Annotated in this window: 18 protein-coding genes; 10 read left to right on the plus strand and 8 right to left on the minus strand. The window is 68.8% G+C overall.

Features of this window, described 5'->3' with window-relative positions; translation table 11 throughout:
• Window positions 1-95 precede the first annotated feature (95 nt).
• Window positions 96-533: a DUF3052 domain-containing protein gene (locus AB0M11_RS31200; RefSeq protein WP_365711395.1), complete on the minus strand. Its 438-nt coding sequence runs from the start codon at window positions 531-533 to the stop codon at window positions 96-98.
• A 431-nt stretch (window positions 534-964) separates the two neighbouring features.
• Here AB0M11_RS31200 and aceE point away from each other — a divergent pair, with 431 nt between their 5' ends.
• Together aceE and AB0M11_RS31210 are read left to right on the plus strand one after the other, a co-directional pair.
• Window positions 965-3,712, plus strand: a complete 2,748-nt coding sequence (aceE, locus tag AB0M11_RS31205) for a pyruvate dehydrogenase (acetyl-transferring), homodimeric type (protein ID WP_365711397.1) — start codon at window positions 965-967, stop codon at window positions 3,710-3,712.
• A 75-nt stretch (window positions 3,713-3,787) separates the two neighbouring features.
• Window positions 3,788-4,687: a potassium channel family protein gene (locus AB0M11_RS31210; RefSeq protein WP_365711399.1), complete on the plus strand. Its 900-nt coding sequence runs from the start codon at window positions 3,788-3,790 to the stop codon at window positions 4,685-4,687.
• A gap of 126 nt (window positions 4,688-4,813) precedes the next feature.
• Here AB0M11_RS31210 and AB0M11_RS31215 read toward each other — a convergent pair whose 3' ends face one another.
• Together AB0M11_RS31215 and AB0M11_RS31220 are read right to left on the minus strand one after the other, a co-directional pair.
• Window positions 4,814-5,104 (minus strand): small hydrophobic protein, encoded by a 291-nt coding sequence (locus AB0M11_RS31215; RefSeq protein WP_365711450.1) that lies wholly within the window; start codon window positions 5,102-5,104, stop codon window positions 4,814-4,816.
• 224 nt (window positions 5,105-5,328) lie between these two features.
• Window positions 5,329-6,948, minus strand: coding sequence for an MFS transporter (locus AB0M11_RS31220; RefSeq protein WP_365711401.1), 1,620 nt, complete (start codon window positions 6,946-6,948; stop codon window positions 5,329-5,331).
• 66 nt (window positions 6,949-7,014) lie between these two features.
• On the opposite strand from AB0M11_RS31220, the gene AB0M11_RS31225 reads away from it, so the two are divergent.
• The 3 genes from AB0M11_RS31225 (at window position 7,015) to AB0M11_RS31235 (ending at window position 9,890) form a co-directional block, all read left to right on the plus strand.
• Window positions 7,015-7,641 (plus strand): TetR family transcriptional regulator, encoded by a 627-nt coding sequence (locus AB0M11_RS31225; RefSeq protein WP_365711403.1) that lies wholly within the window; start codon window positions 7,015-7,017, stop codon window positions 7,639-7,641.
• 103 nt (window positions 7,642-7,744) lie between these two features.
• Window positions 7,745-8,962, plus strand: a complete 1,218-nt coding sequence (locus AB0M11_RS31230; RefSeq protein WP_365711405.1) for an alpha/beta hydrolase — start codon at window positions 7,745-7,747, stop codon at window positions 8,960-8,962.
• A 67-nt stretch (window positions 8,963-9,029) separates the two neighbouring features.
• Window positions 9,030-9,890, plus strand: coding sequence for a DUF4429 domain-containing protein (locus AB0M11_RS31235; protein ID WP_365711407.1), 861 nt, complete (start codon window positions 9,030-9,032; stop codon window positions 9,888-9,890).
• Between the two features lie 69 nt (window positions 9,891-9,959).
• Here the strand turns inward: AB0M11_RS31235 and AB0M11_RS31240 are convergent, their stop codons facing one another.
• Window positions 9,960-10,427, minus strand: a complete 468-nt coding sequence (locus AB0M11_RS31240; RefSeq protein WP_365711409.1) for a MerR family transcriptional regulator — start codon at window positions 10,425-10,427, stop codon at window positions 9,960-9,962.
• 95 nt (window positions 10,428-10,522) lie between these two features.
• Here AB0M11_RS31240 and AB0M11_RS31245 point away from each other — a divergent pair, with 95 nt between their 5' ends.
• On the plus strand, window positions 10,523-10,993 hold the full coding sequence (locus tag AB0M11_RS31245) for an N-acetyltransferase (RefSeq protein WP_365711411.1): 471 nt from the start codon (window positions 10,523-10,525) through the stop codon (window positions 10,991-10,993).
• Window positions 10,994-11,011: 18 nt separating this feature from the next.
• Window positions 11,012-11,836 (plus strand): serine hydrolase domain-containing protein, encoded by an 825-nt coding sequence (locus AB0M11_RS31250; RefSeq protein ID WP_365711413.1) that lies wholly within the window; start codon window positions 11,012-11,014, stop codon window positions 11,834-11,836.
• A gap of 40 nt (window positions 11,837-11,876) precedes the next feature.
• Here the strand turns inward: AB0M11_RS31250 and AB0M11_RS31255 are convergent, their stop codons facing one another.
• Both AB0M11_RS31255 and AB0M11_RS31260 read right to left on the minus strand, forming a co-directional pair.
• Window positions 11,877-12,107: a type II toxin-antitoxin system RelE/ParE family toxin gene (locus AB0M11_RS31255; RefSeq protein ID WP_365711452.1), complete on the minus strand. Its 231-nt coding sequence runs from the start codon at window positions 12,105-12,107 to the stop codon at window positions 11,877-11,879.
• Window positions 12,108-12,318: 211 nt separating this feature from the next.
• Complete coding sequence (locus AB0M11_RS31260; protein ID WP_365711415.1) at window positions 12,319-12,750, minus strand: ATP-binding protein; 432 nt, start codon at window positions 12,748-12,750, stop codon at window positions 12,319-12,321.
• An 83-nt stretch (window positions 12,751-12,833) separates the two neighbouring features.
• On the opposite strand from AB0M11_RS31260, the gene AB0M11_RS31265 reads away from it, so the two are divergent.
• The 3 genes from AB0M11_RS31265 (at window position 12,834) to AB0M11_RS31275 (ending at window position 14,287) form a co-directional block, all read left to right on the plus strand.
• Entirely contained in the window at window positions 12,834-13,682 is an 849-nt protein-coding gene (locus AB0M11_RS31265; protein ID WP_365711417.1) for a helix-turn-helix transcriptional regulator, read from the plus strand.
• Entirely contained in the window at window positions 13,642-13,842 is a 201-nt protein-coding gene (locus AB0M11_RS31270; protein ID WP_365711419.1) for a DUF397 domain-containing protein, read from the plus strand. The genes AB0M11_RS31265 and AB0M11_RS31270 overlap by 41 nt, the downstream gene beginning before the upstream one ends.
• A 124-nt stretch (window positions 13,843-13,966) precedes the next feature.
• On the plus strand, window positions 13,967-14,287 hold the full coding sequence (locus AB0M11_RS31275) for a hypothetical protein (protein ID WP_365711421.1): 321 nt from the start codon (window positions 13,967-13,969) through the stop codon (window positions 14,285-14,287).
• A gap of 344 nt (window positions 14,288-14,631) precedes the next feature.
• On the opposite strand, the gene AB0M11_RS31280 is transcribed toward AB0M11_RS31275, so the two are convergent.
• Window positions 14,632-15,024 carry a hypothetical protein gene (locus AB0M11_RS31280; protein ID WP_365711423.1) on the minus strand — a complete coding sequence of 131 codons (393 nt, stop codon included), beginning with the start codon at window positions 15,022-15,024 and terminating at the stop codon, window positions 14,632-14,634.
• A 516-nt stretch (window positions 15,025-15,540) separates the two neighbouring features.
• On the minus strand, window positions 15,541-21,564 hold the full coding sequence (locus AB0M11_RS31285) for an RHS repeat-associated core domain-containing protein (protein WP_365711425.1): 6,024 nt from the start codon (window positions 21,562-21,564) through the stop codon (window positions 15,541-15,543).
• Window positions 21,565-21,774: the final 210 nt, after the last annotated feature.

The raw sequence follows: 21,774 nt of genomic DNA on the forward strand, positions 1-21,774 counted from the left end.
GGTGTGTTGGGGCGCCCCCCCCCTTGCCCCCCGCCCCCCCCCCGCCTATCCGGCCCGGCGGGGGCCCGCCCCGGGGCCCGCCCCCCGGCGGTGGCTCAGCGCTTCTTGGCGGCGGCCTTCGGCGTGTTCAGCCGGCTGCCGTTCCAGTCCTTGCCCACGCTGACGCTCTTGGTCTGCGAGAGGCCGGCGGTCGTGACCGCCTCGCCGATGTCGCTCGGCTCGACGTAGCCGTCGCGGCCGGTCTTCGGCGTCAGCAGCAGGATCGAGCCACCCTCTTCGAGGAAGCCGAGGGCGTCGACCAGCGCGTCCGTCAGGTCGCCGTCATCCTCCCGGAACCACAGCACCACGGCGTCGGCAACGTCGTCGTAGTCCTCGTCCACCAGCTCGCTGCCGATGGTGTCTTCGATGGACTCGCGGAGCTCCTGGTCGACGTCGTCGTCGTAGCCGATCTCCTGGACCACCTGGTCTGGCTGGAACCCCAGCCTGACGGCAGGGGTGGTCCGCTCCTCCGCGTGGTCCGCGGTCGCGCTCACGGGTTGCCTCCTGATCATGTCTTGGTGATGAACTCAGCCACGCGCGTGCGCGAAGCATTGGCCGTAGTCCACACGGGCGGGACGGATCGCGCAAGTACCCGGCCGTGCAGACCGCCGAAACGGTGACGATCCCGGCCGTGTCGCCGCAACTCCCGGCACCGTATCGCGGACAGGTGTGGCACACACCACTCCCTTTTGCCCGTTATGTCGCCTTCGGAATCATCCTCACACACGGCGGTCGAACGAGTTTGCCAAGCGCGTCACACCCCGGGCGTATCGTTGCGTTTTGGCCGGTCCCGAGTTACCTCGCGGTAGAGATGACGTGCGCTGCCCCGGGGTGGACCATGGACAGCGGTGCAGGCCGAACGCAGGGAACAGAGAAAACAGGGAAAACCAGGGAATCAGTGCCCCTCTGACAGGTAAGGAACAGCGTGGCTTCCGGATCCGATCGCAACCCGATCATCATTGGCGGCCTTCCGAGTCAGGTTCCTGACTTCGATCCCGAGGAAACCCAGGAGTGGCTCGACTCGCTCGACGCCGCCGTGGACGAGCGCGGCCGCGAACGGGCCCGCTATCTGATGCTCCGCCTGATCGAGCGCGCCCGCGAGCGGCGCGTGGCGGTGCCCGAGATGCGCAGCACGGACTACGTCAACACGATCCCGACCCGGGCCGAGCCGTTCTTCCCGGGCAACGAGGAGATCGAGCGCAAGGTCCTCAACGCGACCCGCTGGAACGCCGCGGTGATGGTCTCCCGCGCCCAGCGTCCGGGCATCGGTGTCGGCGGCCACATCGCCACCTTCGCCTCCTCGGCCTCGCTCTACGACGTCGGCTTCAACCACTTCTTCCGCGGCAAGGACGACGGCCTCGGCGGCGACCAGGTCTTCTTCCAGGGCCACGCCTCCCCCGGCATCTACGCCCGCGCGTTCCTGCTCGACCGGCTCAGCGAGGCCCAGCTGGACGGCTTCCGCCAGGAGAAGTCGAAGTACCCGGACGGCCTCTCCAGCTACCCGCACCCGCGGTCGATGCCGGACTTCTGGGAGTTCCCCACGGTGTCGATGGGCCTCGGTCCGATCGGCGCGATCTACCAGGCGCGGATGAACCGCTACATGCACGCGCGCGGGATCGCCGACACCTCCACGTCGCACGTGTGGGCGTTCCTCGGCGACGGCGAGATGGACGAGCCGGAGTCGCTCGGCCAGCTGTCCATCGCCGCCCGCGAGGGGCTGGACAACCTGACCTTCGTCGTCAACTGCAACCTCCAGCGGCTCGACGGCCCGGTGCGCGGCAACGGCAAGATCATCCAGGAGCTGGAGTCGGTCTTCCGGGGCGCCGGCTGGAACGTGATCAAGCTGGTCTGGGACCGCACCTGGGACCCGCTGCTCGCCCAGGACCGGGACGGCGTGCTCGTCAACAAGATGAACACGACCCCCGACGGCCAGTTCCAGACCTACGCCACCGAGTCGGGCGCGTACATCCGCGAGCACTTCTTCGGCGACGACCACCGGCTGCGCGCCATGGTCGAGAACATGACCGACGACCAGATCCTGCACCTGGGCCGCGGCGGCCACGACCACCGCAAGATCTACGCGGCGTTCAAGGCGGCCACCGAGCACCGGGGCCAGCCGACGGTCATCCTGGCCAAGACGATCAAGGGCTGGACGCTGGGCCCGAACTTCGAGGGCCGCAACGCCACGCACCAGATGAAGAAGCTGACGGTCGCCGACCTCAAGGGCTTCCGGGACCGCCTGCACCTGCCGATCTCCGACAAGGAGCTGGAGTCCGGGCCGCCGCCGTACTACCACCCGGGCCGGAACTCGGAGGAGATCCAGTACATGCACGACCGGCGCAAGGGCCTCGGCGGCTACGTGCCGACCCGCGTCGTCCGCGCCAAGCCGCTCGCGCTCCCGGACGACAAGACGTACGCGTCCGTGAAGAAGGGCACCGGCCAGCAGTCCATCGCCACCACGATGGCGTTCGTACGACTGCTCAAGGACCTCATGCGGGACAAGGAGCTCGGCCGCCGCTTCGTCCTGATCGCGCCGGACGAGTACCGCACCTTCGGTATGGACTCCTTCTTCCCGAGTGCGAAGATCTACAACCCGCTCGGCCAGCAGTACGAGGCGGTCGACCGCGACCTGCTGCTCGCCTACAAGGAGTCCCCGACCGGCCAGATGCTGCACGACGGCATCTCCGAGGCCGGCTGCACGGCCTCCCTCATCGCGGCCGGCTCGGCCTACGCGACCCACGGCGAGCCGCTCATCCCGGTCTACGTCTTCTACTCGATGTTCGGTTTCCAGCGCACCGGCGACCAGTTCTGGCAGATGGCCGACCAGCTGGCGCGCGGTTTCGTCCTGGGCGCGACCGCCGGCCGTACCACCCTGACCGGTGAGGGCCTCCAGCACGCCGACGGCCACTCCCAGCTGCTCGCCTCGACGAACCCGGCGTGCGTGGCCTACGACCCCGCGTACGCGTACGAGATCGCGCACATCGTCCAGGACGGCCTGCGGCGCATGTACGGCGGCGACGCGGAGCATCCGCACGGCGAGGACGTCTTCTACTACCTGACCGTCTACAACGAGCCGATCCAGCACCCGGCCGAGCCGGCCGACGTGGACGTCGAGGGCATCCTCAGGGGCGTCCACCGGATCAGCGCGGGCACGGCGGGCACGGTCGCGGCGCAGATCATGGCGTCGGGCGTGGCGGTCCCCTGGGCCATGGAGGCGCAGAAGCTGCTCGCCGAGGACTGGAACGTGAAGGCCGACGTCTGGTCCGCCACCTCCTGGAACGAGCTGCGGCGCGAGGCCGTGGCCTGCGAGGAGCACAACCTCCTGCACCCGGAGGAGGAGCAGCGGGTGCCGTGGGTGACGCGCAAGCTGAGCGGCGCCGAGGGTCCGTTCGTGGCCGTGTCCGACTGGATGCGGTCGGTTCCGGACCAGATCGCGCGCTGGGTGCCGGGCACGTACCAGTCGCTGGGCGCCGACGGGTTCGGCTTCGCCGACACGCGCGGCGCCGCGCGCCGGTTCTTCCACATCGACGCGCAGACGATCGTGGTCGCGGTGCTGACCGAGCTGGCCCGCGAGGGCAAGCTCGACCGCTCGGTGCTCAAGCAGGCCATCGACCGCTACCAGCTGCTGGACGTCACGGCGGCGCACCCGGGCGCGGCGGGCGGCGACGCGTAGCCCTGACGGGCGGACAGGCCGAGGGCGGCGGGGCCGTGGTCCCCGCCGCCCTTGCCGTTTCTTTACGATACGCACATGAAGGAAGAGTCCGCGCAGGCCCGTTGGGAACAGGTCACACAACGGCCGTTGCTGGCGCTCGCGGTGGTCTTCGCCATCGCCTACGCGCTGCCGATCGTGGACAGTTCCGCGGGGCACGTCCTCACCGCCGCCTGCACGATGGCGGAGTGGGTGGTCTGGGGCTGCTTCGCCGTGGACTACCTCATACGGCTGGCTCTCACGCCTCAGCGCCGGGAGTTCGTGCGGACGCACTGGACAGACCTGTGCGCGGTGGTGCTGCCGCTGCTCCAGCCGCTGCGGCTGCTGCGGCTCGTCGCGACGCTGATACTGGTGGGGCGGCGGGCGCGGATGGCCTCGCAGATCCGGCTGACGACGTATGTCGTGGGCGCGGTGGTGGGACTGCTGATGTTCGGCTCGCTGGCCGTGCTCTCCGTCGAACGCGACTCGCCGAACGGGAACATCCGGACGCTGGGTGACGCGCTGTGGTGGTCGTTCACGACGATGACGACGGTCGGGTACGGGGACCACGCGCCGACGACCGGGCTGGGCCGGATGATCGCGGTGGGCCTGATGCTCTCCGGGATCGCCCTGCTGGGTGTGGTGACGGCGAACATCGCCACGTGGTTCATCGCGCGGTTCGAGAAGGACGACGTGGAGGAGCGCCGGCAGACCGAGGCGATCGGGATGCTGACGGAGGAAGTGCGGGCGCTGCGGGCGGAGGTGGCGGCGCTGCGCGAGGGGGTGGGGGCGGCCGACGGCGGTCTCCGCTCACCGGCGCCGGCGGGGTGCCTCCCCCAGCCTTCGGCCGGGGGGACCCCCAGCGCCCACCCGTGCCGCCTGGGGGTCCCCCCAGGCTTTTCGGGCTCTGGGGGAGGCATGACTGCCCGCAGCCAGGACGGCCCCGTCGCCCGCGCCTAGGAAGCCGGCGCGACTGCAGCGCCCCGTCAAGGGCACGGGGCTGTGTTCGACATGCGGCTCCGCCGCATGGGCGCGACCGGCCCCCCACCGGCCCGCAGGGGACCGCGAACGGCCCCCAGCGCCCCGCTAAAGGGGCGACACGCCGCCCAGCCACAGCAGTGCCAGAAGCGTGTCGATCGCTCCCAGCACCACCGCGACCAGCGCCGGTATGGAGCTCTTCGGGTTCCATGCCCGACCCATGGAGAACCAGCCGCACACCACGGCCACCGGTCCCAGCACGATCCCCAGCGTGAAGAAGCCGGCGACCGCGCAGATCGTGCCGATGATGCCCAGCGTGTCGCGGTCCAGCCCGCTCCGCGGACCTGTCCGGCCGCGTGAACGGGGGTACCCGCTTGTTCGTTGCCCGAAGCTCGCCATCATCAACTCCTCGGTCCCTCGGGACTGTTCGGGTTGATGACCGGGTACCCCAGTTCCGCTCCCGCAGACCTGCCCGCGCGCTGCCCCCCTCCAGCAGCGCGCCGCGGCCCGGTCGTCCCACTGTCACCTGGCGCGCGTGCCGAAGGCGAGGGATCTTTAGCGGCGTCACCCTGATAGGGGAACTCCCCCCAGGCGAACCGGACATATCGGTCCGCCGCGTTGCGCTAGACGTGGCCGACGCCCGCGCCCGACTCCGCGTTCTCGCCGCGCTTGGTGAGCAGCGCGACCAGGATCGCGACCGCCGCCACGCCCGCCGCGACGAGCGAGGCGAGGCTCATGCCGGAGATGAACGTGTCGTGGGCGACGCCCGTGATCTTCGCGGCGATCGCCTCCGGCGTCCCCTTGGCGACCGGCGCGACACCGACCTGCACCGCCTCGGCTGCCTGCGCCAGCTGAGCGGAGGTCAGCCTGGGCAGCCCCGCGTCGGCCCAGTTGCCCGGCAGGTCGCTGTCGACCTTGGAGGCCATCACGGCGCCGAGGACGGCCGTGCCCAGGCTGCCGCCGATCTGCATCGCGGCCTGCTGGAGGCCGCCGGCCACTCCGGAGAGCTCCATCGGCGCGTTGCCGACGATGACCTCGGTGGCGCCGACCATGACCGGCGCGAGGCCGAGGCCGAGCAGGCCGAACCAGAGGGACATCAGCGCGCTGCCGGTGTCCGCCTTCAGCGTGGACATGCCGTACATGGCGATCGCGGTGGCCGCCATGCCGCCGGCCAGCGGGATGCGCGGGCCGAGCTTGGTGATCGCGGCGCCGGCCAGCGGGGAGCCGACGATCATCATGCCGGTGAGCGGGAGCAGGTGGAGGCCGGCGTCGACCGGGTCCATCCCGTGCACGTTCTGCAAGTAGAACGTCACGAAGAACAGTCCGCCCATGAAGGCGATGGCCATCAGGACCATGAGCACGACGCCCGCCGACAGCGGCACGGAACGGAACAGGCCCAGCGGGATCAGCGGCTCCTTGACCTTCGTCTCCCAGACGGAGAAGAGAGCGAAGCCCAGGACGGACGCGGCGATGAAGGCCCACGTCCTGCCGTCGCCCCAGCCCCAGCTCGGCGCCTTGATCAGGGCCCAGACCAGGCAGAACATGGCGCCGGAGAGCAGGGCGATGCCGAGCAGGTCGAAGGAGCGGGGCGCGTTCTGCGCGCGGTGGTCGAGCAGCATCACCAGGCCGAGGGCGAGGGCGAGCGCGCCGACCGGCACGTTGATGAAGAACACCGACTGCCAGCTGACGTGCTGCACCAGCACACCGCCGAGGATCGGGCCGCCCGCGGTGGAGGCGCCGATGACCATGCCCCAGATGCCGATCGCCATGTTGAGCTTCTCGGCCGGGAAGGTGGCCCGCAGCAGGCCGAGCGCGGCCGGCATCAGCAGCGCGCCGAACAGGCCCTGGAAGACGCGGAAGGTCACGACCAGGCCGATGCTGTCGGAGAGGCCGATGGCGCCCGACGCGGAGGCGAAGCCGACGACGCCGATCAGGAACGTCTGCCGGTGGCCGAAGCGGTCGCCGAGCTTGCCCGCGGTGATCAGGGAGACCGCGAGGGCGAGGAAGTAGCCGTTGGTGATCCACTGGACCTGCGCGAAGGTGGCGCCGAGGTCCTTCTGGATGGCCGGGTTGGCGATGGCCACGATGGTGCCGTCGAGGGCGACCATCATGACCCCGACGGCGACGGTTATCAGGGTGAACCAGGGGTGGCCGCGCAGGCCGGAGGCCGGCGGCCGGTCCGACGGGACCGCCGGCACCCTGTCCCCCGACCCCGCCGCGTCGATCGTGGTCTGACTAGTCATGCGTCGGAGGCTAGTGACAGCCACTGACAGTTGACAAACAAATTCAGTAGTCAGTAACTGTCAGGCATGGAAACGCTGCGCGAACGCAAGAAACAGCGCACTCGGGAGGCGCTGCTGCGGTCCGCGCTCGAGCTCTTCGTGGCCCAGGGCTACGAGCACACCACCGTCGACGAGATCGCCGCGTCCGTCGACGTCTCCCAGCGCACCTTCTTCCGCTACTTCGCGAGCAAGGAGGACGTGGCCTTCTTCGTGCCGCGGCTCACGGAGGAGCACTACGTCGAGGCGGTGCGCCGCCGCCCGCCCGAGGAGCCCCCGCTGGAGGCGCTGCGCCGCTCGGTCATCGACAGCTGGAGCACCATCGAGCAGGCCATCGAGCGGTACGTCCCGGTCGAACTGTTCCTGCGCACGTCCAGGATGATCGAGGCGACGCCGGTCCTGTTCGCCGCCCGGCTGCGGCGTCAGTCGGAGACGGAGGAGGAGATCGCGCGGATCGTCGCCGAGCGGGAGGGCGTCGACCCGGACACCGATCCCCGGCCCCGGCTCGTGGTCGCGGTGTTCGGCGCGGTCATCCGGGTCACCGAGCGGCAGTGGTCGGTCGGCGACGACTTCAGCGTCACGGCGATCCGGCAACTCACCGCGTCCTACCTCGATCAGGTGGGACCGGCGCTCACCGGGAGCTGGCGCGAGGACTGACCCCCCATCACACGGGCCTGAGACAGGGCTCACGTTTGCCGAAACGTGATAACTGTCACTCCGTTACCGCGAGACCCCTTCGTTCTCCTAGTGTGTCCTCCCAGTGACTTCCTTCGACGCCTCCCCGCCCCTCAACGTCTGGCGCGCCCTGCTTGCCCTGGCCGTTGTGTTCGTGATGCTCGCGACCACCGGCTGGACCGCCCTGCGCACGCACCGCGAGACCACCGCCCTGCAGTCCTCCCTCGACCGGTGGGAGCACGGCAGCGTCCATGGCCTGCGCCTGCCGGACCCGGAGGCGTCGCCCGCGCTGCTCACCCGGTTCTTCGCGTCGCTCACCGCGCCGGAGCGCGACCGGCTCGTACACCGTTACCCGCTCGCCGTGGGCAACATGAACGGCGCCCCGGTCCAACTGCGCTACCGCGCCAACGACATCGCCCTGCACCAGCAGCGCGCCGTCGAGAAGAAACGTATGCACGACCCTCGGCTCAGCGCGGCCGGGCAACAGGACGCCGGCCGCCGGATGCACCGCTACGAGGCGCTGATGGCCAAGGGGCGGCAGATCCTCGCCTTCGACCCGGACGGCAGCGGCCGGGTCGCCGAGGTGTTCGGCGACCTCATGAAGGCCGAGCGGATCTCCGTCGTCGTCCCCGGCGTCGACACCGACCTGCTCACCTTCCAGCGGACCAACCGCCAGTACACCGCGCCGGTCGGCATGGCCAGGGCGCTGTACCGGGCGGAGCGCACGGCGAGCCCCGCGACCCGCACGGCGGTGATCGCCTGGGCCGACTACACCGCGCCCGACGGCCTCGGCGTGGCCGCGGCCACCGGGACGGCCGCCGAGCGGGGCGCCGTACGGCTCAACGCGCTGCTGCGCGCGCTGCCCGCCGAGACGCCGGTGTCGATGTTCTGCCACAGCTACGGCTCGGTGGTCTGCGGCGTGGCCGCGCACGCCATGCCGGACCAGGTGGCCGACATAGCGGTGGCCGCGAGCCCCGGAATGCGGGTGGAGAACGCCTCGCACCTGGGCACCGCGGCCCGGGTGTGGGCGATGCGGGACGCCACCGACTGGATCCAGGACGTGCCCTATCTGGAGCTCGGCGGACTCGGCCACGGCGCCGACCCCGTCTCCTCCTCGTTCGGCGCCCGGGTGCTCTCGGCGCGCGACGCCCAGGGGCACGCCGGCTACTTCGAGCCGGGCACCGACAGCCTGCGCAACCTCGCCGACGTCGGGGTCGGCGCATACGGCGCGGTCACCTGCGCCCACGACGATGACGGGTGCCGGGCGGGTTCGTCCGGCACGTCGCCGGCCGGACGCGCGTAGAGACAGCAGGAAGTGCGGTATGCGGGGGGATGGGACGGGGAAGCACGTGCCGCATACGATGAGCCGCATGGGTGACGTACTGGCCGGATTTCATGCCGCCTGGGAGTTCGAGTCCGACTCCGTGCTCATCCGTTACGAACGGGGGATTCGAACACCGAAGCTGTTCCAGAGCCTGGGTGAACGCCGGGTCCCGCTGGCCGCGCTGGAGGGCGTGACGCTCACGGCCGGGAAGCGGGGCACGGTCGTCCTGAAGGCCGAGCCGCGCCCCGGAGCGGACCCCCTGCTGGAGGCGGCGGCCGGGCAACTGAAGGACGGCAGCGACCCGTACCGTCTGGTGGTCCCGGCCGAACGGGCCACCCTCGCCGAGTACTACGCCGACGAACTGCGGCCGCTGCTCACCGCGTCCGGACCGGCGGAAAGGTTTCTGGTCGCCGCGCCCGAGGGGCCCCGGCAGTTCAAGGCGTACGACGGGAAGGCGAGCTTCGACGGCAGGGCCGTGCACTTCCGCTGGTCCTGGACGGGCGCGTCCACGGCGAAGTGGAAGGCCGGCGACCAGAGCTTCGCCGTCGCCGACCTGGCGGGGGTGGAGTGGCGGTCGCCCGAGCTCTTCGAGGGGCACCTGCGGCTGCTGCGGCGGGACCACGCGGGGGCGCCACCGGCGGTCCCGGCCGACCAGGATCCGACGACCGTGGTGTTCGGGCTGGGGTACGGCCCGGTGCACGAGTCGCTGCCGTTCGCGGCGTCGGTCCTGGAGGCGGTGGCGGCCCTGCGGGCCAGGGGTGCCACGGCGGCACCGGCACCGGCGGGGCGCCGGGACCCCGCGGACATCGCCGAGCGGATCCGCCATCTGGGAGAGCTGCACCAGGCGGGGCTGGTGACCGACGAGGAGTTCGCCGCGAAGAAGGCGGAGTTGCTGGCCGAGTTGTGACAGGCCGTATGCCGGCTCTCCGCCGGTGGGGGCCGGTCGCGCGGTTCCTCGCGCCCCTGAAGGGGCGCTCTAGTTGCCGCCTGACTCATAGAAGCTGATCTTGCGGTCCAGGACCGACAAGGTGTCGTGCAGCTCGGCGATGCGGGCCACGACGTCCCTTCTCGTCTGTTCCAGGAGTTCGCGGCGCTCGGGGTAGGTCGTCTCGCCCTCCCTGACCAGCTCCGCGTACCGCACCATGTCGGCCACCGGCATGCCGGTCAGGCGGAGCTTGGTCACGAAGTCCAGCCAGTCCAGGTCGCGGTTGCTGTAGCGGCGCTGGCCGGTGTGGGAGCGGTCGATGTGGGACATCAGGCCGATCCGCTCGTACCAGCGCAGGGTGTGGGCGGTCAGGCCGGTGAAGGCGACGACCTCGCTGATCGTGTAACGGTCCTGTCCCTCGGGACGCGGATGCCGCCGGGGCGGGGCGGAACAGATGTCGGCGGGCGCGATGTCCGGCTGCTCGGTGGGGGCCGCGGTCGTGGTCTGCATCACCGTCATGGGCCCACGCTATGACCTTGGAGTGCACTCGAAGCAAGCGGAACCGGTAAGAAATGCCGAGACGCGGGGCCGGGCGCTGACTAGCGTGCACCGGCATGAGCCTCGTACGCCGTGCCACCCCCGAGGACGCACCGGAAGTGCTGCGCCTGCGCCAGGTCATGATCGACGCGCTGCCCGGCGGTGACAGTTCCACTCAATGGCAGGCCCTGGCGCGGCCGGCGCTGGAGGAGAGACTGGGCGAGCTGGACGGGGACTTCGCCGCGTTCGTCGTCGACCATCCGCGGCGGCCGGGGGCGCTGGCGGCGCTGGTCGCCGGGACCGTCGACTACCGGATCGGCAGGGCAGGCAGCCCGCACGGCCGCTCCGGGTACGTCTTCAGCGTGGCCACCGACCCGGACGCCCGCCGGCGCGGCTACGCGCGCGCGTGCATGGAGGAGCTGCTGGCCTGGTTCCGTGAGCGGGGCGCGGCGCAGGTCATGCTGACCGCGTCCGCGGAGGCCGAGCCGCTCTACGCCGCGCTCGGCTTCGTCCACAAGCCGGACCCCACGATGACCCTGCGGCTCTGAGCCGCATAGGGTCGGGGCATGTCCTTGCACAGCCTCGCGTCCATCGGGAACTGGCCCGTCCCCACCGCCGCGGCGGGCGTCGTACGCACCGACGGGACGGTCCTCGGGACCCACGGGCCGGTCGGGCACCGCTTCCACCTGGCCTCCGTCACCAAGCCGGTCGCCGCGTACGCGGTGCTCGTCGCGTACGAGGAGGGGGCGGTCGAGCTCGACGAGCCGGCGGGGCCCGAGGGGGCGACCGTACGGCATCTGCTCGCGCACACCTCGGGGCTGGCCTTCGACGAGCACCGGGTCACGGCGCCGCCCGGGGAGCGGCGGCTGTACTCGAACGCCGGTTTCGAGGTGCTCGGTGAGCATGTCGCCAAGGCGACGGAGATGCCGTTCGCGGAGTACGCGCGGCAGGCGGTGCTGGAGCCGCTGGGCATGACGTCGACGTCCCTCGAAGGCTCTCCGGCGAAGGACGGCGTGTCGTCCGTGTCGGACCTGCTGCGCTTCGCGGCGGAGCTGCAGGCGCCGCGGCTGCTGGACCCGCGGACGGTGGCGGAGGCGACGCTGACCGTGCACTACCCCGGGACGAAGGGCGTGCTGCCGGGGTACGGCCACCAGAACCCGAACGACTGGGGGCTGGGCTTCGAGATCCGCGACTCCAAGTCGCCGCACTGGACGGGCTCTTCGTCCTCACCCCGCACCTTCGGCCACTTCGGCCAGGCGGGCACGTTCCTGTGGGTGGACCCGGACGCGGGGGTCGCGTGCGTCGCCCTGACGGACCGGCCCTTCGGCCCCTGGGCGGTCGAGGCCTGGCCGGCCTTCACGGACGCGGTGCTGGCGGAGCTGCGCGGCTGAGGGAGCCGTGTCATTTTCCGCGTGAGGCCGCCGTTTGCGCTCAGCGCACGCGTCCGAGATGGATCACATTGACCCGGACCTGCCGGTCATGGATCTCGTACAGCACCCGGTAGCGGCCAGAGTGGATGCGCAGCAGGTCCGCGCTGCCGAATGCGCCGTCGGGGCGCGGGTTGCCGGCAAGGCGATCAACGGCAGTGAACACTTGCCGCACCCCCTCGGGATCATCCTTGGCGAGCCGCTCCGCCTGGGTGAGGGCTTCCGGTTCCCAGATGACTTCTTAGTTCACGCCTCACCCTCGCCGAACACGCGGCGATACGCCTCACCGTGCGGGACACCCGCGTCCTCGCCGTCGGCCTGGCGGGCACGGTAGGCGGCCAGGGCCCGTAGCTCCTCCAGTTCCAGGGCGTCAGCGGGGCTGACCAGTATCGCGACGGTCTGACCGTGACGAAGTGTGCATGGCTTCGGCGGACGAATACAGAGGATCACCCCGCGTCTGGCGCTTTGACCATGCACTCGAACCACACCGTCTTGCCGTCTCCGGTGGGGCGCGGCGTCACGTCCCACCGGTCGGTGACCGCGTCGACCAGAAGCAGGCCACGCCCACCGTCGGAGAGCACACCTCCGTCGCCCGGGACCGGCAGCTGCGGGCAACTGTCGGAGACCTCCACCCGCACCGCCGCGGGCAGGAGCAGGAAGCAGATGCGGCAGCGGCGTCCCGGTACGTGCCTGACGACATTGGCCAAGAGCTCTGTCAGGGCCAGTTCGGCCGCGTCGGTCAGTTCGATCAGGCCCGAGCCCGCGAGATGGAGCCGCAGGACGCGGCGCAGATGCCGGGCCGAATGCGCTCCCAACGCGAACTCGGCGCGGTAGTACGGCGGCAGTTCCGTGGATTGGGGACCAGTTGCATGATTCACACCACCACAATGCAACTCTCTGGATACGCTCGACTACGCAACGAGACCAACGCTGCGAGGCGTTGCAGGCCGGAGGTGCCACCGTGGCCAACATCCAGAACCTCGACCCCACCGCGTCCCCGCTCGACTACTACGGTTGGGAACTGCGCCGCCAGCGTGAGGCGCAGGGCCTGACCCAGGGCCAGCTCGGCGACATCATCTTCTGCACGGGATCATTGGTCGGCCAGATCGAGACCACGAAGAAGGTCCCCACCCGCGACTTCTCCGAACGCGTCGACGCCGCCCTCGGCACCGACGGCCTCTTCTCCCGACTGGTCGGCCTGGTCCTGCGCAGCCAACTCCCCACCTGGTTCCAGCCGTACGCGGCGATGGAGGCGGCGGCGACGTACATCTCCACCTACCAGGCGCAGTTGGTGTACGGGCTGCTGCAGACGGAGGAGTACGCGCGGGCGGTGCTGAGCATCGAACAGGGCAGTACGTTGGACGAGATGGTGGCAGCCCGGATGGAACGCCAGCGCATCCTCCGCCGCGAGAATCCTCCCGCTCTCTGGGTCGTCCTGAGCGAGGCCGCTCTCCTCCTGGAAATCGGTGGACACGACGTCATGCGCCGCCAATGCGCCCACCTGTTGGACTTCCAGGACAACCCGTGGGTGCAGGTCCAGGTCCTCCCGTTCTCCGTCGGCCAACATGCAGGCATGATGGGAACGTTCACTCTGCTGAGGTTCGATAACGATCCCGACCTGTTCTACGTGGACGGCTACCACCAAGGGCACATGACCGCCAGTCCGGACGTGATCAAGGAACGCTCGGTCGGCTACGCTCGGCTGCAAGCCGCAGCCCTCTCCCCCGAGGACTCGGCGAGACTGATCACCCGCGTGATGGAGGAACGCTATGCGCCCCCGCACAGCACCGAGGAACGTCGAGTGGCGTAAGTCCAGTTACAGCGGAAGCAACGGCGGCGAATGCGTCGAGGTCGCCGACGGCTGCCCGGCCGGCGCCGTCGTCCCGGTCCGCGACAGCAAGAACCCGTCCGGCCCGGTCCTGACCGTCGGCGCGCCTGCCTGGCAGGCGTTCGTCAGCGGTCTGCGGTAGCCCACAAGCCTGCCCGCCGCCGGCGGCACACGCGACGGGGGCGGCACCGGGGGCGACGGCCCCGAAGCCGGCGATCACTTGGCCTCTGATGCGGTCCAGAGCCTGACAGCTGTACGGTGCCGTGGTGACAGACACGCTGCACCCTCGCTTGGCAGATGCGTTCCCCGCACTGGCTACCGAGATCGCCGAACTGCTGCGTGCTGAGGGTGAACCGCTGGCCGAGGTGATCGCTGATCTGCCCTACCACGGCTCGTGCACCTGTACCGCAACGTGCAACAACCTGCGGACCGCGCCTCCCGGTTCGTCGGGTCCCTCGATGATCCAACTCGAACGCGACGGCATGGACATCATCTGGCTGAGCTTGGATCCGTCCCAGACCACTGTCACCGACATCGAGGTTCTGGACGGACGCGAACTCGGTCTGAGCACCCAGCGATTTGGGTGACCTCGCCGCCTACCGGCCCAAGCCCAGCGACGACGTGGGGGCGCTGGAGGCAAGAGGCTCCCTGACGGAGCTGGGCCGCATTCGCCGCCGACTGGTTCGAGGAAATCGTACGCCGCCCCGTTATCGGTCCCATCGGTCACGGCGCGAGATCTTTCGTCACACCGGAAACCTGTCTTCCCCCTCGGTACCGCTGGATCCGCAACGATCCCGACTCCAAGTAAGACGGCCCGGCAACACCAGTCGTGGCCGATTGGGAAGGCCGCGGACGTCGCCCCGACGGACGCCGTCCGCAAGGTGCGGAGCCGGACTTCACCCAGGTGAGCCGGGCTGCCCAGAGACAGGCATCATTCGTCTTCCGTACCCATAGCGAATCCCTCGGCAAGGCCTTCCGCTTCCGCTTGATTCCTTCGCTGGTCGCGCGAGCCATGTTCAAGGAACTGACGATACACGAGGTCCAGTAGCGCGGCGTACGCATGTTGGGAACGGGCGACCGCCTGGTCACCAGCCGACGCGTCACCACCGAGCCGATCAATCCGATGCACAAGTTCTTCAAGCAAGGTGAGAACGTCAATCGGCGCCGGCTTGAAGATCCCACGCTCCACACAACTAATTATCGTCGCCACATACTCGTCCGCGCCTGCCAGATCGCCGTGCGCCAGAACCAGCCCCTCTCCTGATCCACTCAGAGGAAACGGCAGGATGCGTCGCAGGGTGCAATAATCCACAAAACTCGGCATTATTTAACGACTCCCCGGGAAACATACCACTCAAGGGCGGTTTCGAGGGAAAAATTCACAACCCCTGAGAGTCCCTGCGTCACCGCGACAGCCGAGCACTAGACACGCAGGTCTCATTCGGCGTGGAGTAATTACACCACACCCGCCCGAGGGTGACTTCACCGCCCCCGGGCGTGATGGTCTTAATTCTCTTCGTCATCAAGGCGTTGCAGAACGCCTTCGGGACCTCCATTTGTAATCACGTCCAGCAAAACCTCGCAAGTCTCATCCAGCCCGCCATTGCGAACGAGTAGGAGGTCGGGACATTGAAAGTACCTACCGTTCAGGCACTCGCCGCTCAACTCCCACCGTTCCCATATCGAAGAGATCTCCGCCAAAGTGAGAACAGTTGCACTCCATCGGGATCCATCTTCAAGAGTGAGAACGACATCAAAGTTCGAGGCGGTTTCCTGACTCTGATTTAGCGCGATCATGAAAACCGCAGACGCCGTTCCGATATCTCTATAGATCAGAGATTCATTTTCCATATATCTTCTGCAATCTAGAAATCACCGAGGCCTCATTCCCTTTGTCTGATTTTCCAACAATCTGTATTCCGTCGGATGTATTCCGGAAGAAAAGTCGAGCGCCTCCCCTGCTCCGCGCGTACGCCACGTCAGTCCCCGAAAGATAACCGTTACCGATACCTGGATTGAGATTCCCTTCGGCAAGTCGCTGCTGCATCGCATCGAGGTCTCTCTGAACTTGCTGATTCTTACCGGCTTTCTCAGCAGCCCTGACCAAAAGCGGATCATCATGGATCGCCGAAGTAACCGGCTGATCTATAGATTCACTTCCGGACGACGCGTCGCTGGACGCTTCGGAGAATACTTTGCCGATGTCGTCGGCGAGGCCCTTCGTGCCGTAGCCCGCCAGCGCGGCGCCGCCTGCGGCTGTGGCGACTCCTGCCGCTGCGGCCGGGGCTCCCACGAGGCAGCCTATGCCAGAGAGGCAGACGACGATCCCGCCTTCGGCCACGCCGGCCCCGACGTTGGTGATGAAGATCCCCAGGGCCGTCTCACCCGCGTGGATGACCAGGTTCGGGCCGTTGTCGAGGATGGCGCTGCCGTAGTTCTTCAGGCTCTGCCACCACTGGTGCAGCTTCGACTTCTGCTGCTGCTCCTTGCGCTCGTAGTCCTGGATCGCATTGACGAGCTTGCGCCTGAAGCTGGGCTTCTTGTACGGCGAGTAGCCAGAGCAATTGTGTGCGTTGCAGAGGTCCCCGAAGCCCTGCGCGTTGGCGAGGTCCTGCGAGATGGGCGGAGCGCCGGGCACCACAGGCTTGTTCATGGTGGGGTCAGCCCACCAGTTGTCCAGGCCGGTCGGGTCGGACCCGGTGGTCGGGTTGTTGCCCGAGTAGTCGTAACCCGCGAGCTGGGTGGGATCAGCGGATTCCAGGACCGGGTCGGCGGACAGGAACCGGCCGTTGGCCGGGTCGTACTCGCGGGCGCCGAGGTTTTCCAGGCTTGTGGCGGGGTCGGGGGTGCCGCCGACGTAGCCCTTGTCGCCGGGCCAGGTGGTGGGAGCGGTGCCGCGGGTGCCGCCGAAGGGGAGGTACTGGCGGCGGGTGACGGTCAGGGTCTGGTAGTCGACGGCCAGGCTGTCCGTGCCCTGGCGGTCGGGGATCAGGTACTGGATGTCACCGGTGCTGGAGCGTTCAGCGACCGTCGTGCCGCCGAGCGAGTAGTAGCGGGTGCCGGACAGGGCTGCGGTGGAGGTGTTCTCCACGAGTTGCTCGTCGCCCAGGAAGAGGGTGGCCTGGCCCGGGTCGGTGCGCAGCACCAGGTTGCCGTCGGTGTCGTACAGGTAGCTGGTGGTGCCGGCGCTGGTGGTGTCGGTGGCGAGCTTGCCCTGGTCGTTCCAGGTCAGGGTCTGGTCACCGGTGGCGCCACCGGAGATGGTGCCGGTGTCGCCGGATGCGTCGTAGGTGTAGGACGCGGTGTTCTTCGCGGCGTCGGGGCCGGTGGCGGTGGTGCTGGTGAGGGTGTGGGGCTGGTCGGTGGCCGAGCCCTGGGTGGGGTAGTGGTAAGTGGTCGTGGTGTCGTTGGCCGTGGTGCCCGAGGTGTCGTGGTCCGTCTGAGTCTTGCGGTCGCCGGCGTCGTCGTAGGCCCAGCTCTGCCAGTACGCGTTCGGGCCACCGACGGACGCGCTGCTGCCCGGAGTGGGGGTGGCGGCACACTGGTCGGTCGCGGTCCAAGCCGCGGACAGGCGGGTGGCGTAGTCGTACTGGAAGCACTGGGTGTCGCTGACAGCGCCACCGTTCTGCTTGTCGGTGGTGGAGGTGACCAGGCCGGCCCCCGCCGAGACGCTTCTGCTCTTGTCCGCATAGGTGTAGCTGGTGTCGTCGACGACCGTGCTCGCTGTGGCGTCGGTCGTCTTGGCGTCGGTCAGTGCCCGGGTCTGCGGGTCGTAGGTGAGGGACAGCGCGACCCAGGAGCCGGAGGGGCCCATCGTGTACTGCAGCGGCTGGCCGTACTCGGAGTAGCCGACGGCGGTGACGTAGTCCCAGGAGGCGGTGGCGCCGTCGCTGCCGACGCTGGTGGGCCTGCCGTATGTGTCGTAGCCGTAGTTGACGGTCTCGGCGGGCAGGCCGCCGGATGTCGGGTCGCCCTGCGAGGCGAGGTTTCCGGTGGTGGTGTAGGTGTAGCTGGTCGTGTAACCGGCGGCGGGAGCGAGGGCTGCCTCGTTGGAGGGCAGGTTCGCCAGGGTCTCCTTGCTGGCCGCGGGCTTGGCCAGGCCGTTGTAGGCGAGGACCGTGCTGGCCACCGACGAGCTGGTGGTGCCCTTCTGGTACGAGACCGACGACGTCGGGTAGCCCTTCTTCAGTGTGTCGTAGGTCCAGGCGCCTATCTCGTCGCTCGTGGATGTGGCGGCGCCGCCGGTGGTGTCGTAGGCGAAGTTCTTTCGCCCGTCCAAGTCGTAGGTGTAGGTGGTCTGCTTGCCGCGGGCGTCCGTCACCGTCAGGAGCTGGCCGGCGTTGTCGTACGTCGAGTGCGAGGTTCCGGTGTCCGGGTCGGTGGCGGAGGTCTGGTTGCCGAGCAGGTCGTACGTCCAGGACCAGGCGTTCCCGGCGGCATCGGTCTCCGTGGCCTGCTTCCCGTTGGGGAAGTAGGTGTAGTGGGTGTCGTCGTAGTCCGAGGCCGGGTCGTTGACCGGGTCTGCCGCAGCACCGGCGTGGTACTCGTACAGGTCGGTGGTCCTGCCGCGCGCGTCGGTCAGGACGCTCTTGGCGGAGCCTCCGGCCGGCGGGACGGTGGTGGTGACGTTGCCGCCGTAGGCGATGGTGGTCCGCCAGGTTTCCGTGCCGAGGGCGTAAGAGATTGCGGCGGTCTGCCGACCTGCGCCGTCGTAGAGGTAGCCGGTCTCGGAGGGGATCTGCCCGTCCTGCGCCTGAACCAGGGTGGAGCCAGGGGCCCCGGTCGTGTAATAGGGGTCGGTGGTCTTGGCGGTCAAGCCGTCGGTGTTGTAGACGGTGTCGGTGACGAGCCGACCGCCGTCCACGGTTCCGGTCTGGACCTCCCGGGTGCGCAACAGCGCGTCGTAGAGGACCTCGCTGGTGCGGTAGGTGCCGTCGTCGTTCAGCGTCTGGGTGGTCACCACCGAGGCCGCGCTGTTGGACAGGGCGTAGGAGTCCTTGTAGACGGCGGACGTTATACCGGGCTTGAAGACGGCGGTCAGTCGGCCCAGCGCGTCATACTGCTCCGTCGTGACGTATCCGCCGGCGTCGGTGGACTTCAGCGGGAGTGCGCGCAGAGCGTCGTAGGTGGTGGTCGTCGTGTGGGTGAGCGGGTCGGTGACGGTGACCGAGGTGGGCTCCGCACCGGTGGTGGGGGTGTAAGCGGTTGAGGTCTTGCGGTTGTCCGCGTCGGTGGCGGTCACGGTGCGCCCGTACTGGTCCACCGTGCTGCTGGCCATCGTGGTGAAGGTCGGCGTGGAGCCGTTGTACGCGGTGGCCGTCTGCTGCATGGTGACGTCGCCTGTCGAGGGCGCGGCGCCGAGGGTGGTGGAGAGGTCGTAGTAGGTGCGGGTGTCGGAGACCGCGTCGGCGGGCAGCGACGGGGTGGCCGAGCATTTCACCGCAACCGTGGTTTCCTCGTCGGGCGCGTTCAGGATCCAGGCGGTGGTGTTGTCCGCGAAGGTGGTCGTGGAGCAGAGGTCGTCCGAGGCGGTCGAGACGTCGCCCAGGTCATTCGTCTGGTTCACCCGTCCGTGGGAGTCGTGGGTGTAGTCGGTCTCGGTCTCACGGGTGTCGCCGGAGGACAGGGGGGTGTAGACCCGCTGCCTGCTGTCGCCGGTGAAGTAGGCATGCTGGTCCGGAAGGCCGCCGCCCACGGCGTGGGTGGCGGTCGCAGCGGAGGTCCAGGGGTCGATGATGGTGTCGGTGACGACCTTGCCGCTGCCCGAGCCGTTGTAGCCGATCGTCTCGTAGGTCGTTCCCGCATACTGGTCCAGGTCGGCGATACTCGTGTCGCCCCGTGAGTCGGTGACCTTCGCCGACCGGGTGCCGCCGTTGGGCAGGGTGTCGCCGTCCATACCCCGGAAGTAGGCGTAGTCGGTCTCGGTGACTGGGTCCGGAGCCGTGCCGGTGATCACCTGCATGCCCTGGTAGCCGCGCCACTGGTTCCAGGTGCGCTGGCCGGAGGGGGTGAGCGGGTTGTCGTCGTAGTGCCAGGCGGGGGTACCGACGGGGTAGTAGTGAGTGGCGACGGTGTCGTTGACGCCACCGCCCGTCGGGTCCTGCTGGGTGACGCCGGTGACGATGTACTTGTTGAACCAGTCCTGGATCGGTGCGCTCTGGCCGTCCGGTGTCCAGTAGGCCGGGTAGCACAGCTTGGTGTTCTGGCTCGGGTCGCTCGGGGTTCCGGATGCGCAGGCCGCGGATGAGTAGGCGACGCTGATGATGCCGCCGGTCTCGGTGGTGATGGTGTTGAGCCGGTGCCGGGTGATCGGCGGGTAGCCGTTCGTGACGTTGACACGGTTGGAGAGCGCGGTGCCGCTGAGCTTGACCGCGGGGGTGGAGATCGAGGCCGTCGAGCCTCCGGCGCTTGTGTCCTGCCCGGTTCGGACGATCGAGGACAGCCACAGGGAGGGGGTGGTGGCGTCGCCGGTCGGCGGGAACGAGTGCGTGAAGCTCCAGGAGTCGACGTTGGTCTCGGTGGTGCCCACCAGGGCCTGGGTCTGGATACCGGTGAGTTCGTACTCGGACCAGAAGGTCGGTGAGTTGATCGAACAGGCCGCGTCCTTGGCGCAGTTGAGGTCATAGGGGACGTCGGGCCAGTTGGCGGCGGTCGAGGAGGACAGACCTGAGACCGCACAGCCGCCGGCGGAGGTGGAGCAGCGGCCGTTGACGGTGAAGGTGACCTGGCCGGCCGGGGAGGTGGAGTACACCGCGCCGGCCCGCTGCCCGTACATGATCTTGTTGAGGTAGCCGCCGCGAATGTACGGGGTGTTGGCGGTGGTGCCCAGATCACGGGCGTAGTAGTTGGTCTCGGTGGTGTAGAAGTACGAGACCGTGTCCTGATGGGCGTCGACGACATAGTCGAGGTTCCAGCGGTAGGCCTGCTGGCACCAGGAGTTGGCGAACGTCGCGTTGTAGCAGGGCTGGCCGGAGGCGGTGGCGTAGACCGGCTCGGTCCACACGGAGTTGGTGGCCGTGTTTCCGCTGGCGTAACCAGGCAGTTGGTTCTGCCCGAAGTAGTACTGGGTGCCGTCGTCCGTGGTGACGATCCAGTATTCGCCGCTCTGGGCTCCGTTGGTGGCCCCGGTCTTGTACTGCACCCGTTCGTCGGAGTCGTTCTGGGCGTGCCAGTCACCGGTGGCGTCGTCCTTGACCAGGATGGTGGACTGGCCGCCGAGCGACAGCGTGATCGTGTTGTTGCTGGACCAGCAGTTGTCCTGGGTCTTGGTCGTGCCGGTCGGGTTCTGGTGGCATGACTGGAAGGACCGCTCGATGTAGCCGGGGCTGTACTCGAAGCCGTCGCCGATCCACGAGGCCTGGTTGTTCGTGGAGGAGGTCAGACCGTCCTGCGACTGTGAGTTGTAGTCCAGCGAGATCTTCGGTTCGAGCCCACCCGGTACCGAGGGCGTGTCAATGGGGTAGGACCAGTTGAAGGCGTCCGTGCTTCCGCCGGCCTGCCACGTTCCGGACGGCTTCAAGGACGTCGCCGAGTAGTCGCCGCCGCCTCCGCCCGCCGAGGAGGTCGCCGCCAGCAGCACCGACGCCTGTTCCGTCGCGGCGCTGGTCTTCGCTACGGGGAGGGTGACGTTGGCGCTGAGTCGGTGCGTGGTGCTGTTGTTCGCCGAGGTGAGCGGTGTCCGGGTACGGCAGCGGGCCAGCCGTGGAGTGGTCACCGCACACGCGGGCAGCGTGACCAGGTGCAGGCGGGATGCCCAGTCGGCGCCGAAGGCGGCAGTGAACGCCGAGTAGTCCAGTGTGAGGCCGACACGGCTCTCGGAGGTGCTGCCGTCACTGCGGTCCAGGTCCAGCAGGACACCGTTCACGCCTGCGGCGCTCGCTGTGCTGCGGGGGAGCACTCGCACGCCGACGCCCGCCGGAGTGGCGGCCGTGGCTCTGCCTGCCTGCGCGGCGTCGCTCTTCGACACCGCCTTCGCCGGGCCTATCCACACCGGGAGCGACCCGGCGCGTATCGTCCCGCGAGATGACTGCTTCGCCTTCGCCCCGGTCCCGCTCAGCGTGACGTTCGCCGCACC

This window comes from Streptomyces sp. NPDC051987 (genome assembly GCF_040680735.1).
Classification (GTDB): Bacteria; Actinomycetota; Actinomycetes; order Streptomycetales; family Streptomycetaceae; genus Streptomyces.